Annotated in this window: 28 protein-coding genes; 9 read left to right on the forward strand and 19 right to left on the reverse strand. The window is 69.5% G+C overall.

The annotated features are described in order from the left end of the window. Positions 1–40: 40 nt before the first annotated feature. On the forward strand, positions 41–694 hold the full coding sequence (locus tag ACSHWB_RS06680) for an ACT domain-containing protein (protein ID WP_363849632.1): 654 nt from the start codon (positions 41–43) through the stop codon (positions 692–694). On the opposite strand, the gene ACSHWB_RS06685 is transcribed toward ACSHWB_RS06680, so the two are convergent. Continuing rightward, complete coding sequence (locus ACSHWB_RS06685) at positions 691–1,374, reverse strand: 3-keto-5-aminohexanoate cleavage protein (RefSeq protein ID WP_439661195.1); 684 nt, start codon at positions 1,372–1,374, stop codon at positions 691–693. The two genes, ACSHWB_RS06680 and ACSHWB_RS06685, sit on opposite strands and share 4 nt — an antisense overlap. Before the next feature lie 60 nt (positions 1,375–1,434). On the opposite strand from ACSHWB_RS06685, the gene ACSHWB_RS06690 reads away from it, so the two are divergent. Next, entirely contained in the window at positions 1,435–1,557 is a 123-nt protein-coding gene (locus ACSHWB_RS06690) for a hypothetical protein (RefSeq protein WP_439661196.1), read from the forward strand. A 72-nt stretch (positions 1,558–1,629) separates the two neighbouring features. Further along, positions 1,630–1,854: a hypothetical protein gene (locus tag ACSHWB_RS06695; RefSeq protein WP_439661197.1), complete on the forward strand. Its 225-nt coding sequence runs from the start codon at positions 1,630–1,632 to the stop codon at positions 1,852–1,854. On the opposite strand, the gene ACSHWB_RS06700 is transcribed toward ACSHWB_RS06695, so the two are convergent. Next, positions 1,851–2,285 (reverse strand): GNAT family N-acetyltransferase, encoded by a 435-nt coding sequence (locus ACSHWB_RS06700; protein WP_439661198.1) that lies wholly within the window; start codon positions 2,283–2,285, stop codon positions 1,851–1,853. The two genes, ACSHWB_RS06695 and ACSHWB_RS06700, sit on opposite strands and share 4 nt — an antisense overlap. A 38-nt stretch (positions 2,286–2,323) precedes the next feature. Between ACSHWB_RS06700 and ACSHWB_RS06705 the strand changes: the two genes are divergently transcribed. Continuing rightward, complete coding sequence (locus tag ACSHWB_RS06705; protein WP_439661199.1) at positions 2,324–2,740, forward strand: SWIM zinc finger family protein; 417 nt, start codon at positions 2,324–2,326, stop codon at positions 2,738–2,740. Here ACSHWB_RS06705 and ACSHWB_RS06710 read toward each other — a convergent pair. The 6 genes from ACSHWB_RS06710 to ACSHWB_RS06735 are packed head-to-tail and all read right to left on the reverse strand — an operon-like array spanning position 2,729 to position 7,689. Continuing rightward, complete coding sequence (locus ACSHWB_RS06710; RefSeq protein WP_439661200.1) at positions 2,729–3,253, reverse strand: hypothetical protein; 525 nt, start codon at positions 3,251–3,253, stop codon at positions 2,729–2,731. The two genes, ACSHWB_RS06705 and ACSHWB_RS06710, sit on opposite strands and share 12 nt — an antisense overlap. Positions 3,254–3,310: 57 nt before the next feature. Beyond that, a complete protein-coding gene (locus ACSHWB_RS06715) occupies positions 3,311–3,811 on the reverse strand; it encodes a GNAT family N-acetyltransferase (RefSeq protein WP_439661201.1) in 501 nt (166 codons plus the stop codon). Next, complete coding sequence (gene ligA / locus ACSHWB_RS06720; RefSeq protein ID WP_439661202.1) at positions 3,804–5,927, reverse strand: NAD-dependent DNA ligase LigA; 2,124 nt, start codon at positions 5,925–5,927, stop codon at positions 3,804–3,806. The genes ACSHWB_RS06715 and ligA overlap by 8 nt, the downstream gene beginning before the upstream one ends. A gap of 33 nt (positions 5,928–5,960) precedes the next feature. After that, entirely contained in the window at positions 5,961–6,614 is a 654-nt protein-coding gene (locus ACSHWB_RS06725; protein WP_439661203.1) for a hypothetical protein, read from the reverse strand. A gap of 5 nt (positions 6,615–6,619) precedes the next feature. Beyond that, positions 6,620–7,195, reverse strand: coding sequence for a YdeI/OmpD-associated family protein (locus ACSHWB_RS06730; RefSeq protein ID WP_439661204.1), 576 nt, complete (start codon positions 7,193–7,195; stop codon positions 6,620–6,622). Further along, positions 7,174–7,689 (reverse strand): LppU/SCO3897 family protein, encoded by a 516-nt coding sequence (locus ACSHWB_RS06735; protein ID WP_439661205.1) that lies wholly within the window; start codon positions 7,687–7,689, stop codon positions 7,174–7,176. Before ACSHWB_RS06735 ends, ACSHWB_RS06730 begins: the two co-directional genes overlap by 22 nt. A 64-nt stretch (positions 7,690–7,753) precedes the next feature. On the opposite strand from ACSHWB_RS06735, the gene ACSHWB_RS06740 reads away from it, so the two are divergent. Further along, positions 7,754–8,233, forward strand: coding sequence for a GNAT family N-acetyltransferase (locus ACSHWB_RS06740; RefSeq protein ID WP_439661206.1), 480 nt, complete (start codon positions 7,754–7,756; stop codon positions 8,231–8,233). On the opposite strand, the gene ACSHWB_RS06745 is transcribed toward ACSHWB_RS06740, so the two are convergent. The 3 genes from ACSHWB_RS06745 to ACSHWB_RS06755 all read right to left on the reverse strand — a co-directional run bounded on the left by ACSHWB_RS06745 (position 8,220) and on the right by ACSHWB_RS06755 (position 12,419). Beyond that, entirely contained in the window at positions 8,220–9,386 is a 1,167-nt protein-coding gene (locus ACSHWB_RS06745; RefSeq protein WP_439661207.1) for a hypothetical protein, read from the reverse strand. The two genes, ACSHWB_RS06740 and ACSHWB_RS06745, sit on opposite strands and share 14 nt — an antisense overlap. Before the next feature lie 38 nt (positions 9,387–9,424). After that, positions 9,425–11,278 carry a glycoside hydrolase family 9 protein gene (locus tag ACSHWB_RS06750; protein ID WP_439661208.1) on the reverse strand — a complete coding sequence of 618 codons (1,854 nt, stop codon included), beginning with the start codon at positions 11,276–11,278 and terminating at the stop codon, positions 9,425–9,427. 91 nt (positions 11,279–11,369) lie between these two features. Further along, the gene (locus ACSHWB_RS06755) at positions 11,370–12,419 is read right to left on the reverse strand and encodes a methionine synthase (RefSeq protein WP_439661209.1); all 1,050 of its coding nucleotides are present in this window, start codon (positions 12,417–12,419) and stop codon (positions 11,370–11,372) included. A 138-nt stretch (positions 12,420–12,557) separates the two neighbouring features. On the opposite strand from ACSHWB_RS06755, the gene ACSHWB_RS06760 reads away from it, so the two are divergent. Next, positions 12,558–13,880 (forward strand): glycoside hydrolase family 18 protein, encoded by a 1,323-nt coding sequence (locus tag ACSHWB_RS06760; RefSeq protein ID WP_439661210.1) that lies wholly within the window; start codon positions 12,558–12,560, stop codon positions 13,878–13,880. Between the two features lie 234 nt (positions 13,881–14,114). Beyond that, on the forward strand, positions 14,115–14,501 hold the full coding sequence (gene paaI, locus ACSHWB_RS06765; protein ID WP_439661211.1) for a hydroxyphenylacetyl-CoA thioesterase PaaI: 387 nt from the start codon (positions 14,115–14,117) through the stop codon (positions 14,499–14,501). Here the strand turns inward: paaI and ACSHWB_RS06770 are convergent. Both ACSHWB_RS06770 and ACSHWB_RS06775 read right to left on the reverse strand, forming a co-directional pair. Next, positions 14,440–14,838 (reverse strand): hypothetical protein, encoded by a 399-nt coding sequence (locus ACSHWB_RS06770; protein WP_439661212.1) that lies wholly within the window; start codon positions 14,836–14,838, stop codon positions 14,440–14,442. The genes paaI and ACSHWB_RS06770 overlap by 62 nt on opposite strands. Positions 14,839–14,876: 38 nt before the next feature. Further along, positions 14,877–16,019, reverse strand: a complete 1,143-nt coding sequence (locus ACSHWB_RS06775; RefSeq protein ID WP_439661213.1) for a hypothetical protein — start codon at positions 16,017–16,019, stop codon at positions 14,877–14,879. 36 nt (positions 16,020–16,055) lie between these two features. Between ACSHWB_RS06775 and ACSHWB_RS06780 the strand changes: the two genes are divergently transcribed. Next, positions 16,056–16,559 (forward strand): DUF6584 family protein, encoded by a 504-nt coding sequence (locus tag ACSHWB_RS06780; protein ID WP_439661214.1) that lies wholly within the window; start codon positions 16,056–16,058, stop codon positions 16,557–16,559. Next, positions 16,556–17,407, forward strand: a complete 852-nt coding sequence (locus ACSHWB_RS06785) for a serine/threonine dehydratase (protein ID WP_439661215.1) — start codon at positions 16,556–16,558, stop codon at positions 17,405–17,407. The genes ACSHWB_RS06780 and ACSHWB_RS06785 overlap by 4 nt, the downstream gene beginning before the upstream one ends. Before the next feature lie 225 nt (positions 17,408–17,632). On the opposite strand, the gene mnmA is transcribed toward ACSHWB_RS06785, so the two are convergent. The 6 genes from mnmA to ACSHWB_RS06815 all read right to left on the reverse strand — a co-directional run bounded on the left by mnmA (position 17,633) and on the right by ACSHWB_RS06815 (position 23,251). After that, positions 17,633–18,715 carry a tRNA 2-thiouridine(34) synthase MnmA gene (gene mnmA / locus ACSHWB_RS06790; protein WP_439661216.1) on the reverse strand — a complete coding sequence of 361 codons (1,083 nt, stop codon included), beginning with the start codon at positions 18,713–18,715 and terminating at the stop codon, positions 17,633–17,635. Continuing rightward, positions 18,712–19,881, reverse strand: a complete 1,170-nt coding sequence (locus ACSHWB_RS06795) for a cysteine desulfurase family protein (protein WP_439661217.1) — start codon at positions 19,879–19,881, stop codon at positions 18,712–18,714. The genes mnmA and ACSHWB_RS06795 overlap by 4 nt, the downstream gene beginning before the upstream one ends. After that, positions 19,881–21,224 (reverse strand): MFS transporter, encoded by a 1,344-nt coding sequence (locus ACSHWB_RS06800; RefSeq protein ID WP_439661218.1) that lies wholly within the window; start codon positions 21,222–21,224, stop codon positions 19,881–19,883. Before ACSHWB_RS06800 ends, ACSHWB_RS06795 begins: the two co-directional genes overlap by 1 nt. After that, on the reverse strand, positions 21,181–22,056 hold the full coding sequence (locus ACSHWB_RS06805; protein ID WP_439661219.1) for a lysophospholipid acyltransferase family protein: 876 nt from the start codon (positions 22,054–22,056) through the stop codon (positions 21,181–21,183). The genes ACSHWB_RS06800 and ACSHWB_RS06805 overlap by 44 nt, the downstream gene beginning before the upstream one ends. Beyond that, complete coding sequence (locus ACSHWB_RS06810; RefSeq protein WP_439661220.1) at positions 22,053–22,826, reverse strand: GNAT family N-acetyltransferase; 774 nt, start codon at positions 22,824–22,826, stop codon at positions 22,053–22,055. Before ACSHWB_RS06810 ends, ACSHWB_RS06805 begins: the two co-directional genes overlap by 4 nt. 164 nt (positions 22,827–22,990) lie before the next feature. Further along, positions 22,991–23,251 carry a DUF7660 family protein gene (locus tag ACSHWB_RS06815; protein WP_439661221.1) on the reverse strand — a complete coding sequence of 87 codons (261 nt, stop codon included), beginning with the start codon at positions 23,249–23,251 and terminating at the stop codon, positions 22,991–22,993. Positions 23,252–23,253: the final 2 nt, after the last annotated feature.

Genomic DNA, 23,253 nt, shown 5'->3' on the forward strand with positions numbered 1-23,253 from the left:
AGACGCGGGGTCTCGCGCACGAGCTATGGAGGCGTTCACCTTGTCGTTCCTGATCCGGGTCCAGCTCCCGGACCGTCCCGGCACCCTCGGCGCGGTCGCAACGGCTTTGGGCGAGATCGGGGCGGACATACTCAGCGTCGACGTGGTGGAACGCGGTTCCGGCATCGCCATCGACGACCTCGTGGTGGAGCTCCCGTCCGGCCGGCTGCCGGACACGCTGATCACCGCGGCGGAGTCCATCGAGGGCGTCGAGGTCGACGCCGTGCGCCCCTACGCGGGCATCCTGGACACCCATCGCGAGCTGGAGCTCGTGGAGGAGATCGCCGAGGAGCCCCGCAAGGGCCTCGAGATCTTCACCGAGGGCGTCCCGAAGATCATCCGCGCCGGCTGGGCCGTCGTCGTCGGACCGGAGGGCACCGGCATCAACCGGCTGACCGCCTCGTCCGCCGCCCCGGAGACCCGGATGGCCGACGTGCCGTGGTTCCCGCTGGAGCGCGCGACCGTGCTCGACGGCGAGGAGGAGTGGGTACCGGAGACCTGGCGCGAGCTGGGCACCGAGCTCGCCGCGACCCCTCTGGGCAAGCCGGACCGCGTGCTCGTCGTGGGCCGTCCCGGCGGCCCGATGTTCCGCGCGGCCGAGGTCGCGCGCCTGGCACACCTGGCGGGCATCGTCGCGGTCGTCCTCCCCGACTAGCGGGGAGCCCTGGACCTCTGCCGTCGGCGGGCCAGGGCGATCAGCTCGGCGTTGTTCTTCGCAGTGCGGCCGTCGGGCATCTCGAGCGTGTCCTCCAGGCCCATGCGCACGTGGTGTTCGAGGATCGCGGCGTAGTCGAGGACCTTCCACGCCTCGGCGTCCCTGCCGTGCAGCAGGATCGGCAGGCCGAGCGGTTCCACCTGGGCCAGCAGGCTTTCGGCCGTGTCGCGGGTCGCCACGACCGTGATCCGGCTGACGCCGTCCGGCAGTTCGGTCAAGCCCGTCCGGGACTCCACGACCAGCTCGACCTTGACGTTGACCTGGTGCAACGCCTGCGCCAGCTCACGCCAGCCCGGCTGGTCCACGTGCACGCTGGCGATGTCCGGCCGGCCCGACGCCAGCGGCGCCCAGCTGGCGATCAACGTGCCGCGGCGACCAGGTACGTCCGTGGACACGCTGATCTCTATGCCCGGCACGGCAGCGCGCACGGTGGCGATCGTCGTGGCCACCTCGGGCCCCACGAGGGTGAGCGCGCCTATGACGTCTCTTGGACGGATGTGCACCGACGTGACGCCGAGCGCGGCGACGTCGGCCGCGTCCTCGGCCAGGCGCTCGGGCGACAACGGCAGGGCCGGGTGCTCCTCGGCTGCGCGGGAGCCGTTCAGGCAGGCTTGCAGCACACCTCATACGGTCCCACACAATCCTCCTCGTGGCGTTGCTCCAAGGGCTACGTTGAGGTCATGCGAGTGGCTCTGGTGTTCGCCCAGGAGAACGGCATGGCGATCGGCGACCTGGCACTGGGTGTGGCCGGGGTGCTGGCGGTGGCCGCGGTGATCGTGGTCGCGCTCAAGCGGCGACGATGACTCGCACTGCGGAATACCGGATCTCACTCCAGAATCTGCCGTGATCGCCCCACCTCTGGAGGTATGAAGATCATGGCCGTCACCGTGAACCTCGACTCGCTCCTCGACAAGGCCTACGAGGACAAGCCGCTCACCGACATCCTGGACGCCCCGGTCGACGCGCTGCAGGGCGTGAGCCCAGGCGACGCGGAGAAGCTGAAGGCCGCGTTCAACATCAAGACGGTGCGCGACCTGGGCACCAACAAGTACTTCCGCGCGGCCGTGACGTTGCTCGACCTGGAGTCGACGGCTCGTTAGAGCACGATTCGGTAGTGGACGAACGGTGTCTTCTCCGCGACCTGGTCGTAGAGCCCGCGGGCGGTCTCGTTCCACTCGCTGGTGTGCCAGTAGACGCGGCAGCAGCCCTGTTGCCTCGCCCATGCCGTCACCGCCTCGATGAGCGCGCGGCCGATGCCCCGGCCGCGCGCCTCGGGTGCGGTGAAGAGATCTTGCAGGTAGCAGACGTCCGGGCCGGACGTGCTGGGGTGCTTGAAGAAGTGCGTGATGCCGACGACGTTGTTGTCGTCGCGGGCGCATAGGGCGTGGATGTTCTTGTTCGCCTGGAAGGCTTCCCACTTCTCGTCGTAGGTTTCCGCTGGCAGCGTGCGTTCGTAGAAGGTGTTGTAGCCCTCGAAGAGCTGCTGCCACGTGGCTCGGTCCGCGGGTTCCAGTGGGCTGATCGCGATCATGTTGATCCTTTCTGCGGTCACCCGGTTGGATGACCCCCGTGTCGACGACCCTCACCACCGAGCTGCTGTTGCACCGCGCGGGTACCAAGTCGTACTGGCGCGGCCTGACCTACCGCGAAGCCGTGCTGTCCCTTCGGGTGCACAGCAGGCACGTGGCGGCGCGGGTGCGGGGCGGTGACGAGGACGCCTACGCGGTGGAGCTGTCGTGGTCGGGGACGCACCTGGTGGGGGCGTGCAGCTGTCCGCACGGGTCTGAGGGGTTCTTCTGCAAGCACTGCGTGGCGGTGGGGCTGGTGCTGCTCGACCGGGGCGAGACGGTGCCGCCGCCGGACGCCGAGGACGTGGAGCTCAAGGACGTGCTGAGAGCGTTACCCGCCGAGGTGCTGCGGGAGCTGTTGTACGAACAGGCGGCGGGCGACTCCAAGCTGCGGGCGCGGATCATCTCAGCGCTCTGAGGCGTAGCCGCAGAACTGCGTCTCCGGCGGGACCTTGCACACGGAGCCCGGTGCCCTGGTGGCCGTCGCGAGCACCCAGCCGGACGGAGTGCGGTCGAAGACCAGGACGTGGTCCATGCCGAACGCTGTGTGCGTCACGCCGGCGGACTTCGTGAAGTGGAGCTCGGTCACCTCCTGGACGTGCACGACCGCGCTGCCGTCGCCGGGCACCACCACCCGTGTCAGCTCGGTGCGGACCTGGGCGCGGGAGTAGCCGCCGTACGGGAGCCCGCCGAGGCGTTCGCGGCGCGCGGCCAGCTTGGCCTCGTCGACGCGCAACCGGGCGGCGAAGGCCTCGGTCGTGGGCACGCCGAAACCCGGGGTCTGCGGGCGGGCGGTGACCTTGTCCGCGCGGTGCTCGAAGTACCGCTGGGTCAGGGTCTCGAGCTGCCGGCGGTCATCGGCCGGCAGGTCCGTCGGTGCTGCCGAGGCAGCCAGCAGCGCCGGTACGAGCAGGACTACCAGAAGTCTCATTCGCGAACCCCCACCCGCGGCTTTGTCCTGTGGACGCACGGCTGTTCGCGGGGTTGCTCACAAGCGCATCCCGTACGCGTACGCCAGGAGGTTCAGGCCCGGCACCGGCGCCCAGTCGCGTTCCGGCAGCCTCGTGAACCCCAGCCGCCCGTACAACCTGTGTGCCGCCAGCATCTTCTCCGACGACGACAGCACGACCTGGTCGATGCCCTCCGCGCGCGCCTTGTCGAACACCGCGCGCACCAGGGCCTCGCCCACGCCGCGCCCGCGTGCCGCCGCGGAGACCGCCAGCATGCGGAACTCCAGCTCGCCCGGCCGGGAGATCTCCGCGTAGGGCGTGCCGGGGTGCACGACCGTCACGGAGCCCAGGACGGTGCCCTGCTCGTCCTGCGCCACGAGCAGTTCGGCGTCGCGGAAACGGGACTCCGCGTCGGCGAGCATGGTCGCGTAGTCGTCGTGGGCGCCGACGTAGCCGTCCGCGCGGTACGCCTCGACCGTGACGGAGCCGACCGCCGGTAGGTCGGCCTCCGTCGCCGGGCGGATGATCAGGTCAGCCATCTGCGCCTTCTTCCGCTGAGCCTTCGTCGCCGGGCAGGGCCACCTCCCTCGCGGCGTCCGGGCCCTGTTCGAGCAGGACGCGGAAGCCCGCCTCGTCGAGGACGGGGACCTTCAGCGAGATGGCCTTGTCGTACTTGGATCCTGGTGCGTCGCCGACCACCACGAAAGCGGTTTTCTTGGAGACCGAGCCCGCCGCCTTGCCGCCGCGGGCGAGGATCGACTCCTTCGCCGAGTCGCGCGAGTACTCCGTCAGCGAGCCGGTGACCACGATGGACAGGCCTTCGAGGTTGCGCACGATGGACGCGTCGCGCTCGTCCTCCATCCGCACGCCCGCGGCCCGCCAGCGTTCCACGACGCCTTGGCGCCACTCCGTTTCCCGCCACTCGACCACGGCCGTCGCGATGGTCTGGCCGACGCCCTCGGCACCGGCCAGCGCCTCCTCCTCGGCCTCGAGGATCGCGTCCATCGAGCCGAACTGCTGGGCCAGCGCGCGGGCCGCCGTCGGGCCGACGTGGCGGATCGACAGCGCGACCAGCACCCTCCACAGGGGACGCTCCTTCGCCGCCGCCAGGTTGTCGATCAGCTTCAGCGCGTTCGCGGACAACTCGCCCTTCATCGTCGTGAAGCGCTCGACCTGCCGCAACGCGTCCGCGTCGAGGTCGAACAGGTCGGCCTCGTTCGTGTAGATCGTGGACTCGGTGATGGCGGCGGCCGCCTCGTAGCCGAGCACCTCGATGTCGAGCGCGGCACGGGAGGCCAGGTACGCCAGGCGTTCACGCAGCTGGCCGGGGCACGTCTCCGCGTTGGGGCAGCGGATGTCGACGTCGCCCTCCTTCATGGCGCGCAGCACCGAGTTGCACTCGGGACACCGCGTCGGCATCTCGAACTCGCGCGCATCGGCCGGGCGCGCGGCCAGCACCGGGCCGAGCACCTCGGGGATCACGTCGCCCGCCTTGCGGATGACGATGCGGTCGCCGATCAGCACGCCCTTGCGCTTGACCTCCGCGCCGTTGTGCAGCGTGGCCCGCGCGACCGTCGAGCCGGCCACCTTCACCGGCTCCATCAGCGCGAACGGCGTCACGCGGCCCGTGCGGCCCACCTGCACCTGGATGTCCAGCAACGTGGTGGTGGCCTCTTCCGGCGGGTACTTGTAGGCGATGGCCCACCGGGGCGCGCGCGACGTCGTGCCCAGACGCCGTTGCAGCGACACCTCGTCGACCTTCACGACGAGACCGTCGATCTCGTGCACCGCGTCGTGCCGGTGCTCGCCCCAGTACTCGACCTTCTTGCGCACGTCCGCCGGATCGGTGAGCACCTCGGTGTGCGGTGACGTCGGCAGGCCCCACGCCTTGAGCGCCTCGTAGGCGAGCGACTGGCTGGCGACCTCGAAGCCCGCGGTCTTGCCGATGCCGTGGCAGATCATCCGCAGCTTGCGCGAGGCGGTGACCTTCGGGTCCTTCTGCCGCAACGAGCCCGCCGCGGTGTTGCGCGGGTTTGCGAACGGCGGTTTGCCCTGCTCGACCAGCGAGGCGTTCAGGGCCAGGAAGTCCTCCACCGCGAAGAAGACCTCGCCGCGCACCTCGACCAGCTCGGGCACCGGGTACTCCTCGGAACCCTTCAGCACCACCGGGACGTCCGCGATCGTGCGGACGTTCAGCGTCACGTCCTCGCCGGTGCGGCCGTCGCCACGGGTGAGTGCGCGGGTCAGCCGGCCCTTCTCGTAGAGCAGGTTGATCGCGAGACCGTCGATCTTCAGCTCGCACAGGAAGTGCGTGCCGGCGCCGATCTCCTTCTGGACGCGCTCGAACCAGCCCGTCAGCTCGTCCTGGGCGAAGACGTTGTCGAGGCTGAGCATGCGCTCCAGGTGGTCGACCGCCTTGAACTCGGTCGAGAACGTGCCGCCGACCAGCTGCGTCGGCGACTCGGGCGTCGCGAGGCCGGGGTGCTCGGCCTCCAGCGCCTCCAGCTGCTTGAGCAGACCGTCGAACTCACCATCGGTGACGATCGGGTCGTCCAGCACGTAGTAGCGGAACTGGTGCGAGCGCACCTCTTCCGCGAGCACGGCATGCCGCTCGCGCACCTCTGCGGGGACGTCTTCAAGGCTCTCGCTGGTCACGTCCCACAGCTTACTGACCAGGTCCGACAGTTTTCAGCGCTCCGCGTGCCCGGCGAGTTCCCTGACCAGAGAACGCAGCTCCAGCAGGCTGATCGTGCCCTGCGGCTCCAGCTCCGCGGTCTCCACGCGCCGCAGCCGCTCCCCCGCCAGCCGCTCGCCGAGAGTGACGTCCAGGGGCAGGAACGTCATCGTCGCGCGGTGCTGGTCGCTCAGGTCCGCGAGTGCCGGGTGGTAGACCGCGACGTCGACGACGTCACCGTCCACCTGGGCCACCACGCGGTAGTCGCCCAGCCGCATCCGCACCTGGCCGAGGTTCACGATCACCTCGGTCGGGTCCGGCACCGGCGGCACCGAGTCGTGGAACTCCCACACCATGTCCGACGGCGGCGCGGCGGCGATCCACGCGTCGGTGTACGGGCGCAGCCGCGGGTCCTCCTGGCCGGTGACCACCAGCGCGTACATGGCCAGATGACCCTGTTCGAGCGAGAACAACAGGTCCGGGTGCAGGGAGCTCACGAGGTCCCGCAGCTCGCCCTCCACGCGGTGCGGCTCGCCGTCCCCGAGCGCCGCGCTGACCGCCGGCACCAGCTCGAACCACCGTTCCCAGAACCGCTGCGCGGCCTCCCCGGCGTTCGGCAGGTGGGCGGGCACGACGTCTTCGGCTTTGCTGCGGCGGAACCACTTCATGATGCTCAAGAGTAGAGCTTGCGGCCCTCCGCCAGCATTTCAACGAACTGGGTGATGCGCTTCTGCCGCGTCTCCGGCCTCTTCGCGTCGTGAATGCGCAGCAGCACCGCGTACCTGTTCTGGCTGTTCAAGGTCTTGAAGAACTCGGCGGCCTTGGGATTGGCCTTCAGGGCCTCGGTGAGGTCGTCCGGCACCTCGATCGTCGCCGGACCCGCGTACGCCGCCTCCCAGCGCCCGTCGGCCTTGGCCTTCTCGATCTCGGCGAGCCCGGCGGGCAGCATCTTGCCGGCCGCGATCAGCTCCTCCACCTTGCCGCAGTTGCGCTTGGACCACTTGCTCTTCGGGCGTCGGGGCGTCCACCGCTGCGAGTACCAGGTCTCGTCCACGGACCGTGTCAGTCCGTCGATCCACCCGTGGCACAGCGCGATGTCGAGCGCCTCGCCGTAGTTGATGGACTTGATGCCGGAGCCCTTCTTCGCGAACTTGATCCACAGCTCGGTCTCGCTGGAGCCGTTCTCGTGCAGCCACGCGTCGAAGTCCGCGGGTTCCTCGAAGACGATCAACGCACTCTCCTCAGGCACAGCGTCATGTCCTCATAGGGAACACCGAGTTCGGCCTCTTCGGGGCAACTTTCTCCGGCGACGTCGACGACCTGGACGTTGACCCGCGGCGCCGCGCAGTCGAACTTGGACACGACGGACCTCTGCAGATCATCGGTGTCGAACTCGAAGCAGTCGCCCTTGGCCGCGTTGGGCAGCAGGCACAGCGCGGCGTTGTGCCTGGTGTCGCGCAACACCTTGTAGTCACCGCGGGGGCAGCGGCCGCTCGTCTCGCTCAGGACGCTCCCGATCTTCAGCGCGGCCCGGTCGCAGTTGACGACGGTCAGGCCCTGGTCGTTCTCGCCTGGGCCGGAGAACCTGACGCAGTTGCCCTTCTCCGCCTTGGAGTAGTCGGTGAGGAACATGGCCTCCGGCGCCGACTGGGCGGGTTCGTCGTTTCCGCTGAACGCCCACCACACGCCGAGATAGGCCAGCACGGCAAGTACGCACACCATCACGGTCTGTCTCACGACCACGCAGCGGATTATGGGGTCGGAAACTGAGTGGCGCGCGGCGACGGGTTTGGCCACAGTGCGCCTCATGCTGATCCGGCGGGAGACGCCCGCAGACATCGACGCCATCCGAGCCGTCACCGACCTGGCGTTCAAGAACGGGCCGGAGGCTCCGCTGATCGACTGGCTGCGGGCGGATTCCGGCTGGATCCCGGAGTTGTCGCTGGTGGAGGACGGGGTTCTCGGACACGTCGTGTGCACGCGCGGGTTTGTCGGGGACGTGCCGGCTCTCGGGCTCGGGCCGATCGCGGTGCATCCGTCGCATCAGCGGGCCGGGATCGGGTCCGCGTTGATGCACGCGGTTCTCGGTGCCGCCGAGGCTCGGGGCGAGCGCGCTGTCATCCTGCTGGGTGATCCGCGGTACTACTCGCGGTTCGGGTTCCGGCTGGCTGCGGAGTTCGGGATCACGCCGCCGGTTGCGGAGTGGGCGCCGCACTTCCAGGCTCGGTTGTTCGGTGATCTTCCCGGCGGGGCGTTCCGGTATGCGGAGCCGTTCAACCGGCTTTGAGGACCTTGCCTTCGGCGGTGCGTGCGTAGACGGTGCCGTCTGGTTGGGCTGAGACCGTGTCGATGAAACGGATGTCGCCCAACGGTTCCCAGGTCGTGGTCAGGCGGTGCAGGCGGCCGTCGATCAGGGTGTGGACGGCTACCGTTCCGTCGGGACGGAGGGCCGCTTCCGGGGAGGCGTCCACGCCCCGGGCGATCTCGTTCCAGGTGCCGGCGGTGGCCGCCATGAGTTTGTGGCCGGAGCGGGCGTAGATGGTCACGGAGCCGTCCGGGTGGGGGATCACGGATGGTTTGCCGGCGGCGAACCCGGCCGGGCTCACGGGCTGCCAGTTCGTGGCCCGCTCGTTCGGAATCGATCCCGACTCGCGGGCCCCCTGGGGGGAACCGGCCCCCATCCCAATCATCCCAAGCGGGTCTGACAGTTTCGCGACGCTGCCATCGGCCAGCACCGCGTACAGGCCGACCGTTCCATCCGGAAGAGTGACGGCCTCGGGATCACCGGCCACCCCCGAGGCCACCGCCCGCCAGGCCCCGTCCGCGAGCACCCGCACCTCACCTCGAGCCGTCCGCGCGAACACGAACCGCCCCGCCACCGAAGGCCGTCCGACGAAGTCACCCGAGGTGCTCAGCCGCGTCCCATCGGCCAGCACATCACCGTCCTCCACGACGTGCACCACCCCGGCGACGACCTCGGGCCCGCCCTGCCACGCCTGCCGCAGCATCGACTGCGCACGTCCGACGGCCTGGTCGTACCGCTCCGGGCAGCAGGACCGCTGCACGGCATCGGCGAGCAACCCAGCAGAGAGCTCAGGCCGATCAACCCGAACCGCGTACTCGAAGAACCGGCCCGCGGCGTACGAGACGTCCATGATCTGCTCCGGCGCGCCCCAGCCCATCGACGGCCGCTGCTGGAAGACGCCGAGGGAGTCCGCGTCGCCGCACGAGAGGTTGTTCATGTGCGACTCGACCCACCCGGCCTCGAACCCGGCGAGCATCACCTTGTCGCTCACGCCCCGGGAAAGACCAACGGCGTGCACGACGCGGATCACTTCCGCGTCGTGCACGCCGGGCACTCGGCAAAGAACGTTCAACGGCAGAGCATGAGCCGGTGACGCCGAGAAGAGCAACGCGAGGACCAGCGCGAGCCTGAGCACAAGTCCGAATTGGACACCCAGGCCCGCACCGGCGCCACTCAGGAGTTGGCGATCAGCGAGAAGCCGAGCACGCCCGTCGCCGTGAAGTCGATGGCCGGCTCGGAGCTCGGCCACGAGCGCAGGTCGTCGGCGAACACGGACTTCGCGGAGTTGAACTCGAGCGTGTACGGCTTGGTGCAGTCGACGGAACCCGCCGGCATCTCACCGAGGTCGCCGAACAGGGAGGCGTCGTTCGGGCCGTTGATCACGGCGCCGACCAGCACCTTCGAGCCACCGTTCGGCGAACCCGAGAGGTTCGCGGCCTGGTGGTGCGGGCACTCGGGGAACTTCGTGCCGACGCCGACGATCAGCGAGGTGCCCCAGGCGTTGGTGCCGAGGGCGAAGCCGCGCTGCTGCGTGCCGAAGGTCGCGTACTCCTTCGAGCCGGTGAGCTTCTGGTACAGCGCGGCGGTGGTGATGTAGCCGAACGTGCGCGAGCCGACGTCCCAGGTCTCGACGTTGGCGGCGGTGCGGAACGGCGACGTCTTGGCCGCGTCGGCACCCTTCTTCAACTGCCGCTGGATGTCACCGATGATCTGCTTCTCGGTGACCTCGGCGCCGGGGACGCCCTTCTTGAGCAACGGGGCGAGGTCGGCGTGGCCGAGCGCGGAGATGTTGTAGACGTTGAGCGTGTCGGGGTCCTGCGTCGCCAGGAACTCCTTGGCCCAGTGCGTCGCCGCGCGGGCGAACTGGTTGTACCGCTTGTCGTGCAACGCCTTCGCGGCCAGCGCGAGCTGGGTGGCACCGAACTCCATGTCGTCGGTCCACGACTCTTCCGGGTAGTACGCGTGCGGGAACGCCGTGACGAGCTCGCCGACGTCCGTGGTCTTGGCCAGCGCGAAGAGCTGCGCTGCCTTGTCCAGGTAGGAACGGGCGACGCGCGGGTTGCGGTGCGCCTCGATCTGCGCGGCCAGCGCGAACGAACCGGCCACGCGGCCGACCAGGTTCGGGCTGATCTTCTCGCCGGCGACGTTCGCGCGGAACACCGGGCGGTGCTTGATGAAGTACTCGCTGTCGCCCGGCTTCACGTCGAGCTTGTCGTCGGCCTCCGGCAGCCGCCACACGTCGTGGTCGCCGACGAAGCCGAACTCCTCGGAGCCGGTGCCGATGCCGACCTGCGCGTAGAGCGTGCCGGTCTTCTCGTCGAACGCCTTGTCGAGCCACTTGAGGCCGAACTTCGCCTCGTCGTAGAGGGCGTCGTTGTGCTTGTTGCGCAACGCCAGCAGCATCGACGCGGTGGAGTACGACGAGGCGTGCGTGAACTTCACGAAGTCGCCCGCGTCGAACCAGCCGCCTTCGAGGTCGACCTTGGCGCCGGTCGGCTTCAGCGGCGCCGCGATCTGGTCGCCGCCCTCGCCCGCGAACACCGGCGCCTCGTAGACGAGCGCCTCGCGGTCGGTGAGGTGGGCGGGCTTGCGGTCCAGCCTGCCGGGGATGACGTCGGCGCCGTCGCGCTGCGCCTGGAAGAACTCGACGGTGTTGTGCGCGACCGGCGAGAACAGCTTCTTCAGCGAGTCGACCTTGAACGCCGGCGAGACCGTCGAGCCGACCTTGATCCGGTACGTGCCCGCCTTCTTCAGCGCGGAGAAGTCGATCGGGTGCACCGCGGGGAACGTGTCGCTCCACGAGCCCGTCGAGGCGCCCGTCCTGCCGGTCAGCACGGTCCGGCCGCGGCTGTCCACGACGGAGAACCTGGTGTTCGCGGCGCCTCCGAGCACGTACGCGTGCTTCTGCTCGGAGGTGCCGAACCCGACCTGATCCAGCCGGATCTGGCCGGTGGGGGCGGCGTGTGCAGGCGCCACGACCACGCCTGCGAGCACTGCGGCGACGACGGCCGCAAGTCTGATGCGCATGTGAGGAACTCCCGGTCCAGGCCCGGCGAACGGCCTTCAGTTAAGAAAGTTTCCTAATAGTTCGCAGCAGACTAGCCGCCCAAACCGGACATCACCAGCCCTCAGGCGGCTCCAGGAACGAGGAGGAGAGGTCACGGGTCAGCCCCAGCGCGCGTTTGACCCAAGTGGACGATGCGCCCGCTAGACCGCACGTCGGAGTGGGCAGCGCCTTCTCGGCCAGGATCGACCGCGGAAAGCCGAGACGGTCCACCAGCGTGAACGCCCGGTGCCCGACCTCCTTCAACGTGACCGGCACGCCGGGGTCGAGGCTCGGCACCAGACCGAGCGCCAGCGTCGTGCCCGCCTCCCACGTCTCGCCGATCTCGTCGAGCGCCTCTGCACCCTTGATCAGCGTGAGGTCGAACGAGAGCGCCGTCGCGCCCGCCTCCCGCAGCAACGTCAGCGGCGGGTGCGGCGCGCAGCAGTGCACGATCACCTCGTGGTCCTTCAGGGCCTCGATCACCGTGGCGAGCACAGCGCGCGCGTCCGGCCCAGGCACCGCAGGCACGGTGCCCAGCTTCGACGGCGTCGGCAGCAGCCCCTGCAACACGGCGGGCAGGCCCGGTTCGTCGATCTGCACGACGACCTTCGCCTTGGTGCGCTTCGCGACCTCGGCCGCGTGCAGCTTGAGGCCCTCGGCGAGCGACGCGGCGAACTCCTTCACCGCACCTGGGTCCGTGAGCACCCGATGGCCGCGCATCAGCTCGATGTTCGACATCAACGTCCACGGCCCGACGGCCTGCACCTTGACGGTCTCGGGATGCGCACCCGCGCGTTCCAACGCCTCGTCGAACGCGTCCAGGTCGCCCCGCAGCAGGTCAACGGCACGACGGTGGTCACGGCCGGCGCGCGGGGTCACCCGATAACCGGACGTGACGACCTCGATCGCGAGGTCGACGAGCAGGCCGGCGGTGCGGCCGATCATGTCCGCGCCGACTCCCCGGCCAGGCAGCTCCGGGACGTGCGGCAGCTCAGGCAGCTCTCCGACGACGACGCGCGCCGCCTCGTCGATGTCGGTTCCGGGCAGCGATCCGATTCCAGTGGCTCCACGCACCCACCGAATTGTTCCACTGTCCTGCAGACAGAAGAGGTCTAGACCCATTGACGCTATGGTCTAGGCCACTTACCGTGATTGAGCAGGTGCTCAGTGTGCGAGCGCCTCCCTGTACGTGGTGCAGGACCGCGACGCGCCCCGTGGTCCTGCACCACTCCCTTCCTCCCCTGCCGGAAGGACCGCACGATGTCCCGTTTCGCCGTTTTCGCCGCCGGGGCCGCCACCGCACTCGTGGCCGGACTCGTCGCCATCGCTCCCACCGCCTCGGCCGCCGGCGAGTCCGCCGCGTTCAGCCAGGACTCGTCCTGGGGTTCCGGCTACCAGGGCAAGTTCACGATCACCGCGGGCACCACCGCGCTGGCCGGCTGGAAGCTGGAGTTCGACCTCGCCGGAGCGTCGCTCGGCTCGTACTGGGACGCCACTGCGACCAGCAGCGGCAACCACCACACGTTCACGAACCGCGAGTACAACGGCAACGTCTCCGCGGGCGCGTCGACCAGCTTCGGCTTCCTGGCGAGCGGCTCGGCGTTGCCGACGAACTGCAAGCTGAACGGCGTCCCGTGCGGCGGTGGCGGCGGAACGACAACCACGACCACGACTGGCCCGACCACCACTACGGGGTCCGACGTCCCGCCCACGCCCGGTAGCGCGCGCGTCGCCCCGTACATCGACATCACGATGCCGACGCCGTCACTGATCGACGTGGCCAACGCGACCGGCCAGAAGCACTTCACGCTGGCGTTCGCGCTGGGCTCGTCCTCCGGCTGTGTGCCCGCATGGGGTGGCACGGTCCCGTTGAACGACAGCCGCATCGTGAACGACACCAGGGCGTTGAAGGCCCAGGGCGGCAGCGTCATCGTCGCGACCGGCGGCGCCATGGGCCCGTACCTGGAACACGTCTGCTCGACCGCGGACGCCCTGTACAACGCCTACGTGGCCGTGCTGGACGGCGTGGGCTCGAACAGCATCGACGTGGACGTGGAAGCCACGATCCCCCAGGCCGTCGTCAACACGGCGCTCAAGCGGCTGCAGGACACCCGCGGCACCACCGTCAGCTACACGATGCGGGTCCAGGGCCAGGACTACGGCATGGACCCGTACTCGGTGGACGTCCTGAAGGACGCGGCCGCCAAGGGCGTCAACGTCCTCGTGAACCCGATGCTGATGAACTTCGGCTACACGGGCAACTGGGGCGACGCGATGGTCAACGCCGCGAACGCCACCCTCGGGCAGATGCGCGCCATCTGGCCGTCGAAGTCCGACGCGCAGTTGAAAGCACTGCTGGGCCTCACGCCGATGATCGGACGCAACGACACGGGTCCGACGACGACGCAGGACGACGCGCGCAAGGTCCTCGACTACGCGAAGGCCAACCACGTGGGACGGGTCGCGTTCTGGTCGGCCGGCCGCGACAAGGGCTGCCCCGGCGGCGGAGTTTCGCCCACGTGCAGTGGAATCTCGCAGGCCAACTGGGAATTCACGAACCTGTTCAAGATCTACACGGGCTGATTCACCCCTGCAGGAACGAAGGCCGTTGCGGGTGGTTTCCCGCAACGGCCTTCTTTCACTTCATCAGAGCGTTCAGCAGGAGCTGCAGCATCCGCAGCCCGGACCCGTACACCCGCCGCAGCAAGAACAACCAGCCATGGTGACCACCTCCGATGTTGAACGATCATGCATCCGGACAGTAAGGCGCCTCGAACGCTGCGTGACACCACCGCCAGGGTGATTACGCTGCCACGAATGAATGGTCCTGCTGAGATGTTGGCCGCCGACAAGGCCTCGACCGGACTCGGCATAGCGCCGATCGAGCTGCGCGACGGTTACGCGGCGCTGCGGATGACCGTCACCGAGAACATGATCAACGGCCATGGCATCGCGCACGGCGGCTACGTGTTCCTGCTGGCCGACAGCGCGTTCGCCTGCGCCTGCAACAGGGCCGGGTCCGTCACCGTCGCCGCCACGGCCGAGATCGACTTCATCAAGCCCGCGCACGAGGGTGACGAGCTGGTGGCGGAGGCGGTGGAACGGACCCGGTTCGGCCGCAGCGGGATCTACGACATCACGGTCAGGCGAGGGAGCGAGATCGTGGCTGAGTTCCGCGGTCGTTCGCGGACGCTGCGCGCTTGAGGCCGGCGAACTGCAGCGCGGCGAAACCGATCACCGCGAGGCCCTGGGCCAGCACCAACGCGACGCCGGTGCCGGTGAGCGGGAACCACTTCAGCTCGGCCGTGAGAATGCTGTCGAGGCCCCACACCAGGTTGCCGATGATGACCAGCAGCACGATCCGGCGGTCCGGGGTGGCGCGGGTTCCCAGGAAGAACACACCGGCTCCGTAAACCACGCAGAAAGAGCCGAGCCCGATCTGCCAGCCGACCGGAATTCCCACCTCCGGGCGGATCAGCAGGGTCAGCAGCCCCAAAGCGAACGAAGCGACACCGTCGAGTTTCAAGGCGAATTTCAACATGGCCCGACGATGGCCCGCTCAACGCTGCCAAGACCACGTCAAGCGCTGCCAACTCCTGCCATCAGGTCCGTCGCGACCAGGCGTGCGGCGGCGTTCTGCCAGTTGTGCAGGGTGCGCTCGGGCACCTGTGTCACGAACCACTGCAATGCGCGGCGGTCCTCCGCGTCGAGGTCCTCGCGTTTGGTTCGCACCGAATACGGGCGGATTCCCTTGACGTAGTAGAAGTACACGGCGTTGTAGTAACGCCATTCGTCGCTCGTGCCGAAATCGCCACCGAGTGGCTTGAGTCGTTGAATCGACGCCAGCAGCATGCTTTTCAGCTGCGCGGCCCGGTCGAGTGGCGGGCCCTCGTCGGTCAGCGCGATCAACGGGCTCGCGACCAGCTTCCCCAGGTCGCCGTAGTGGCTCAGCGCCTTGCGGGTGAGCCTGGCGAACTCCGCCTCGTCCTCGGTCACCAGCGGCCTGCGCCTGGGCAACGCCTCGGCCGCGTCACGCAGTTCGGCCCGTTCCGCGGCGACGGCCGGCACGGCGAGGCGGTCGACGACGGACGCGAGCGGGTTCGCGAGCACCTGGATCGCGATCGCCGCCGCCACGGTCGTGTAGACGAGGAGGTCCGGGCCGCCGAAGAGGAGCACCTGCGAGCCGAACAGCACCGCGGTGAAAGCGGAGATCACCAGCGACCGCAGCATGTCCGCGCGGATCGCCTCGCCCTCCTCGACGGCGTCGGTGACGGCGACCAGCACCCCGAACACCACGACGTCGAACCCGAGCGACGGCAGCGTGATCGCGTCGGGCAGCAGGCCGAGCAGGAACGCACCGGCCGAAAGGCCGAACATCACTCCAACGAGTGAAAAGTAAGCACGTTTTCTTATGGCTAGGACCGTGGCTACGGCCAACGGAAGCAACACGATCCACGGTACGAAGAAGGCCGCGGCGGCCATCGGCAGCAGCGCGAACAGCCACCACTTGATCAACTCGGGGCGGGCGAGCAACAAGATCGCGCCCGTCCAGGCGAGTGCCGGCACCCCTATGACCACGGGATGTGGCACGACGACCGCCGCCGAATAGCCGATCATTCCCGCGCCCGCCCACCACAGCAGCGGTTTGCGCGGATCGCGGGCGAGCAGGTGCAGACCCAGCCACCAGGCGAGGCCGGAGACCAGCAGCGATAGGCCGAACACGAGTCAAAGCTAGCCCTACCTGCAAAACTAATCTTCATGCCGGTAGAGCTGACGCTCCACAAAGCGGCCGAGGAGCTACGAAGAGGTGACCTCGCCAGCGTGCTCAGCGCACGTCAGCGCGTCGCCGGACTCGTCGGCACCTACCCGCAGCGGCTCGATCTCCGCGAGCGTCTCGCCGAGGTCTACCGGGTGCTCGGCCAGCCGGCCCAGGCAGGCCGCTGGACGTACCTCTCCGACGAGCGCGACCCCGCGGAGCTCCAGGCCTTCGAACGCGCCTACCGCCGCGCGGACGCCCGTCTGGTCGCGCTCTCCTGGCAGGGCCGCGTCGACGAGGCGCCGACCGAGGCCGCCCGTACCCGCCTCGCCGCGCTGTACCAGGAGGCGCGGGTCGAGCTGCAGCACGAGCTCGACGCGACGCCGAACGAGGAGACGTCCTGGGGCGCCTGCCTGATCGTCATGGCCGGCGGGACGTTCGTGCTGGTGTGTTTCCTGCTGGGCGTCGTGACTCTGGTGCAGTTCTTGTGGAAGCTGGTCTCATGAGAACGCTGTCGCAGTACGTCCGCCGCACCCCGATCATGCGCGTGACCGCCGACGGGCGGCCGCTCGTGTTCAAGCTGGAGCACCTGCAGCTCACCGGCTCGTTCAAGCTGCGCGGCGCCGTCAACACCCTGCTGGCGCTGAACGTCTCCGAGGTCGTCACCGCGTCGGGCGGCAACCACGGCATCGCCGTCGCCCAGGCCGCCCAGCTGCTCGGCGCCCACGCCACCGTGTTCGTCCCGGTGACGGCGCCCGAGACCAAGACGAGGCGCATCGAGGCGTTGGGCGCCAAGCTGATCCGCCACGGCAGCACCTACGCCGAGGCCGCCGCGGCCGCCCGTGAGCTCGACCTGCCCTACATCGAGGCCTACAACGACGCCACGGTGATCGAGGGCCAGTCCACGGTCACGCAGGAGATCGTCGAGGACGCCCCGGACGTGGACACGATCTTCGTCGCGGTCGGCGGTGGCGGGCTGGTCGCGGGCGCCGCGCTGGCTTCCGGCGGACGGCACATCGTCGCCGTGGAACCCGAGAACTGCCGCGCGATGCACAACGCCCTGGAGGCCGGCGAGCCCGTCGACTCCGTGGTGAACTCGATCGCCGCCGACGCGCTCGGCGCCACCCGCGCCGGCGCGTTGTCGCTGGAGATCCTCAAGCAGCACAACGTTTCTTCCAAGCTGGTCACCGACGACGAGATCCTCTCGGCGCGCGACCGGCTGTGGGAGGAGTTCAGGATCGCGGTCGAACCCGCTGGTGCGGCGGCGTTCGCCGCGTTCCTCAGGGGCGATGTGTCGAGTGAGCTGCCCTGCGTGCTCCTGTGCGGAGCGAACTCGGAGTGGCGTCCCAGCTAGTCCGGCGGAACCGGCGAGCACCGAGCCTGCGCAACGGCGACACCACCCACACCGGCTCGTCGTTGCGCCGGGCACGACTGGTCAGCTTCCGCCGGTCCGCGGGGCTGACGAAGCACCGGAACGCGCTGCGAGCACGCGTGGCGAGGTCCTGCGTGTCGGCGAACGCCGTGTCGATGAACGTCACGCCGCGAACGCTAGAGAGGCTTTTCCAGCCCTACAAGCGAATTAGCTGGTCGCGTCGATGGTCGCGCTGGCCAGCACGATGTCGCCCGCCGCGTCCTCGCGGTAGATCGCCACGGCCTGACCGGGCGCCACGCCCTTCAACGGCTCCCGCAGCTGCACCTGCAGCACGCCGTCGACCAGCTCGGCCACGGCCGGGGCCGTGCCGCCGTGCGCCCGCACCTGTGCGACGCACTCGACCGGCCCGTCCAGCTCGACGTGCGAGACCGGCGACGACGCGGAAATCCCCGTCACCGCGAGCTTCTCGACCGCGCCGACCCGCACGTTGCCGGACACCGGCTCCAGCGCCAGCACGTACCGCGGGCGGCCGTCGGCGGCGGGACCGTCGATGCCGAGGCCCTTGCGCTGCCCGACGGTGAACTCGTGCACGCCCGCGTGCCGGCCCAGCACCGCACCGGTCGCGTCGTCGATCAGCAGGCCCGGCTTGGTCTCCATGCGGCCCGCCAGGAACTTCTGCGTGTCGCCGTCCGGGATGAAGCAGATGTCGTGGCTGTCCGGCTTCTTCGCCACCGACAGCCCGCGCGACGCCGCCTCGACGCGCACGTCGTCCTTGGTCGTGTCCCCCAACGGGAACATGGCGTGCGAGAGCTGCTCGGCGGTCAGCGAGGCCAGCACGTAGGACTGGTCCTTGCCCATGTCGGCGGAGCGACGCAGCTCGGGACGGCCGCCGACCATCTCCAGCCGGGCGTAGTGGCCGGTGCAGACGGCGTCGAAACCGAGCGCGATCGCCTTGTCCAGCAACGCCTCGAACTTGATCCGCTCGTTGCAGCGCAGGCACGGGTTCGGCGTGCGACCGGCCGCGTACTCCGCGACGAAGTCCTCGACGACCTCTTCGGTGAAGCGCTCGGCGAAGTCCCAGACGTAGAACGGGATGCCCATCAGGTCCGCGGCACGACGGGCGTCGTGGGCGTCCTCGATCGTGCAGCAGCCGCGCGCGCCCGTGCGCAGGGTGCCGGGCTTCGCCGACAACGCCAGGTGCACGCCCGTCACGTCGTGCCCCGCTTCGACGGCCCGTGCCGCCGCCACCGCGGAATCGACACCGCCGCTCATCGCCGCGAGGACCTTCACTGCTTGACCACCTTCCGGGACCGCCTCATGCCTGCGAGGCCCGCCGTGCGGGCCCTCTCCACCACCGGGCCGATGACCGATGCGAGTTGTTCAACGTCCGCGTGCGTCGACGTATGCCCCAGCGAGAACCGCAGAGAGCCACGGGCCAGCGCGGGTTCGACGTCCATCGCGAGCAGCACGTGGCTCGGCTGCGCGACACCGGCGGTGCACGCGGACCCGGTCGAGCACTCGATGCCCTTGGCGTCGAGCAGCATCAGCAGGCTGTCGCCCTCGCAGCCGGGGAACGTCAGGTGCGCGTTGCCGGGCAGCCGGTGCTCCGGGTCGCCGTTCACGATCACGTCCGGTACCACCGCGCGCACGGACGCGATCAGCTCGTCCCGCAGCGCCGCGATCTCGGCGGCCCGGGAAGCCTGTTCCTCCACCGAGATCCGCACCGCGCGCGCCAGACCGACGATCGACGGCACGTCCAGGGTGCCGGACCGCACGTCACGCTCCTGGCCGCCGCCGTGCATCAACGGCGTGCACTTCACGTCGCGCGCCAGCAGCAGCACGCCCACGCCGTACGGGCCGCCGACCTTGTGGCCGGTCATGGTCAGCGCGGACGCGCCGGAGCCGGCGAAATCAACAGGAACGGCACCCACGGCCTGCACCGCGTCCGTGTGGAAAGGCACGCCGCGTGCGGCGCACACGGCGGCGATGTCGTGCACGGGGTTGATGGTGCCGACCTCGTTGTTCGCCCACATCGTCGTGACGAGCGCGACGTCGTCGTCCAGCGCCTCGGCGACCGACTCCGGGGACACCCGGCCGAACCGGTCGGTGGGCAGCCAGGTGACCTCGGCGCCCTGCTGGTCGAGCCACTCCACGGCGTCCAGCACGGCGTGGTGCTCCACGGCCGAGGCCAGCACCCGGCGCCTGCCGCTCGCCCAGTAGATGCCCTTGACCGCGAGGTTGTCGCTCTCCGTGCCACCGCCGGTGAACAGGACCTCGGACGGACGGGCACCCAGGGCGTCGGCGATGTCCTCGCGCGCCTCCTCGATCGCCCGCCGCGCCCGCCTGCCGGAGGTGTGCAGCGACGAGGCGTTGCCCGTGGTGGACAACGCCTCGGTCATGGCAGCGACCGCCTGAGGGTGCATGGGGGTCGTGGCCGCGTGGTCGAGATAAGCCATCAGGACTTCAGGGTAGCCCGCATGCGTGGCCCGGTCAGAATCGCTCCCACCACCGCCAACGCCGCCATGGACAGGTTGAGCACCACCACGCCCGCGGTCGGCGCCGTCGCCAGGACGAGCACGCCGCCGATGCCGATCATGGTCGCGGAGAAGAGCATGTCGCAGATCTGCAGCGCCGCCGAGTTGAACCCCCGGTCTGCCTCGGGTGATGCGGCCATCATCAGCACACCGACACTGGACGTCGCCATGCCCATGCCCGCGCCCGCCACAGCCCACAGGACCGGCGTGAGGAAGGCTGGACCCCACGTGGGTGCGATGAGCGTCACGGCCGCGATGCCGGTCGCGACGAACAGGAACCCGACGCGGACGAGCGTGTGGCGTTCGATCTCCGGGTGCCGCGACGCCCACATGGACGCGCTGGCCCATCCGAGCGCGCTCAGCGTCAGCGGAATACCCGCCTCCAGGGGCGAGTAGCCGTGCACGACGCTCAAGGTGAGCGGGATGAAGCCCTCGACCGCGAAGAACGTGCCCGCGAGCAGGCCGCGCGCGAGGATCGTGACGGGCAGGCCGCGGCGGGCGAGGAGCGTGCCCCTGGGCAGCAGGATCCGCAGCGCGGGCGCCAGCAGCAGCAACGCCACGGCGATCAGCCACCACGTGCGGTGCTGCAACCCCCAGCTCAGGCCCGCCACGCCGAGACCGACCGCCACGGCGGCGAGCGGCAGGTACCTGCGCGTCGGCGGCGCCTCGGCGTGCGGCGGCAGACCTCGCAGCACCGGCACCAGCAGGACGCTGCCGACCAGCACCAGCGGGATGATCGCGAGGAACACCCACCGCCAGCTGAGGTGTTCGGTGGCCCAGCCCGCGACCGCCGGCCCCACCAGCGACGGGATCACCCACGCGGCGGACAGCGCGCCGAAGACGGCGGGCCGGCTGTCCTCGGGGTAGGCGACCGCGATCAGCACGTACACCGCGACGATCAGGAAGCCCGCGCCGAAGCCCTGCAGCACCCGGCCCGCGAGCAGCACCGTCATCGTCTCGGCGACACCCGCGACCACGAGCCCGGCGAGGAACAGCACCACGCCGATCAGGACCGCGGGTCTGGGGCCCCTGCGGTCCGAGAGCCGTCCGGAGAAGACCGTCGCGATGACGCTCGCCGCGAGGTTCGCGAGGAACGGCCACGCGTACAGCGCCTCGCCCTGCAGCTCACGGACCATGGTGGGCATCGCCGTGCCGACACCCATCGCCTCGAAGGCGAGGAGGGTGACCAGCAGGAGGATGCCCGTCGTGGGCCAGCGGCGTTCAGGCGACCAGAGGCGTGATGGTTCGCGCGCGGTGAGAGTCACCTGTAGATGGTGCAATCTCCAGTTCGGTCGAGGTCAAGCGGTTTGATTGCTCTTCGGCAAGTTTCGCGAGTTCCCGGCGGGTCCCCGCGCGTCCGGGAGCGATCTCGTCGAGCACGTGGACCTCGACGACCAGGTTCCTGACCTTGAGCACCCGGCGGATCGAGTCGATCAGGCTGTCGGTGCCGACGAACGCCGGCTGCGTCGTCAGGTGCTCGCCGATCCGGTAGCGCAGCACGATCGGCCGCACCGGCACACCGGCGTCGAGCGCGGCCTGGAAGAGCGCCGGCTTGTAGTGCCCGGACGCGAGCCCGCACCACGTCGTGCCCTCGGCGTGGATGGCGACCGCGCTGCCGTTGCGCAGGGTCGCGGCCAGCTCGTTCACGGTCTGCGGCAGCTCGCGGAGCTTCTCGCGGTCGAGGTAGACCGTGCCGACCGCCGTGATGATCGGGCCGAGCACCGGCCAGCTCTTGATGTCCTTCTTGGCCACGATCCTGACCGGCTGCACCGAGTCGATCGCGAGCTCGTCGAGCCACGACACGTGGTTGCTCGCGACGAGCACACCGCGCTTCGGGATCTCCTGGAACCTCCTGGCGCCGTGCACCTCCAGCCGCACGCCGAACGCCCGCAGGATGGCGTGGAACCACAGGCGCACAACGCTTTCCCGCTGCCTGCCCGGCAGCAGCAGCGCGAGGGCGATCCACACGCCGCACAGGATCGCGGTGACCGCCGTGACGGCCCGCCAGACCTGCCTGAGCCGGGCGACCTCCTGCGGCGCGCTGCTGCCGACGCACCCGTCACCGCACGGCGACGAAGGCATCCAGGCGTGGCTCATGACGTCTCCCCCAGGAAGAACTTCAGGTAGCGCTGATCCACGTGGTCCATGCCGAGCAGGATGAAGAGGTCGGCGACGCCGAAGTCCGCGTCGAGCGCGGGCCGTCCGCAGATCTTGGCGCCGAGCCGCAGGTAGCCCTTGAGCAGCGGCGGCAGCACCGTCTTGCCCGGCCGTTCGACGGCGTCGACGTCCCACGGGTTGTGCGGCGTGACCCGGTACTGCTCGGGCGCGTAGTGCTTGGCGTGGACCGTGTCCCAGACCCCGGCCGCGAGGCTGCCACCGTCCTGCAGCGGGATCGACGCGCACCCGACGAGCCACTTGTGGCCGCTGAGCAGCATGTACCGCGCGATGCCCGCCCAGACGAGGCTGACGACGGCGCCGTTGCGGTGGTCGGGGTGCACGCAGGAGCGGCCGGTCTCGACCGTGGAGCTGCGGATGTCGTTCAGGTTGGTCAGGTCGAACTCGCCGTCGCCGTAGAGCCGCCCGGCCTCCTTGGCGCGCTCCGGCGGCAGCATGCGGTAGCCGCCGACGATCTCGCCGGTGCGGTCGTCGCGGACCACGAGGTGATCGCAGTACTGGTCGAACTCGTCGACGTCGTGGCCGGGGACGGTCGTGTGCAGCGTCGCGCCCATCTCACCGGCGAACACCTCGTAGCGCAGTCTCTGCGCGGCGACGACTTCTTCGCTGTCACGGGCGACGAGGAGGGAGTAGCGGGGAGCGTTGTCGCCCTGCTGGGCAGGGGTGCTGACAAGCAGTTCCGGCTGCGTCATGGGGACCAGGGTGAGGCTGGGTTGGCTAATCGCAGCAGGTCAGAACGATGACCGGTCAGTGGCAGGTGGGTTAACCACTGGTGGTCCGCGCACTTGGGTGAGCGGCTCGGAACGTGGAAAGGCCCCTCCGGCGATCCCGGAAGGGCCTTTCCCGTTCTCACGGCCTATTCGTAGTCGGTACCCGCCGACAGCATCCAGGCGACGAGCTCCCAGGTGGGGTGCTCGGGAACCGGCGTGCCCTTGGAGTTGCGGTAGGCACCGTCCGCGCCGAGCAACCAGCCGCTCATGCCGTCGAGGTACTCGGGCACCGTGCGGTTGCGCCACCCCGAGGTGTCGCCGGTCTCGAACTCGTCGGCGAGGTCCGTGATGAAGTCGAAGAGATCCTCACGACTACGCACCTCCTCGGGACGCTTGGCCTGTGTCATAC

Origin of the sequence: Lentzea sp. HUAS TT2 (assembly GCF_051853195.1) — a bacterium.
GTDB lineage: Bacteria > Actinomycetota > Actinomycetes > Mycobacteriales > Pseudonocardiaceae > Lentzea.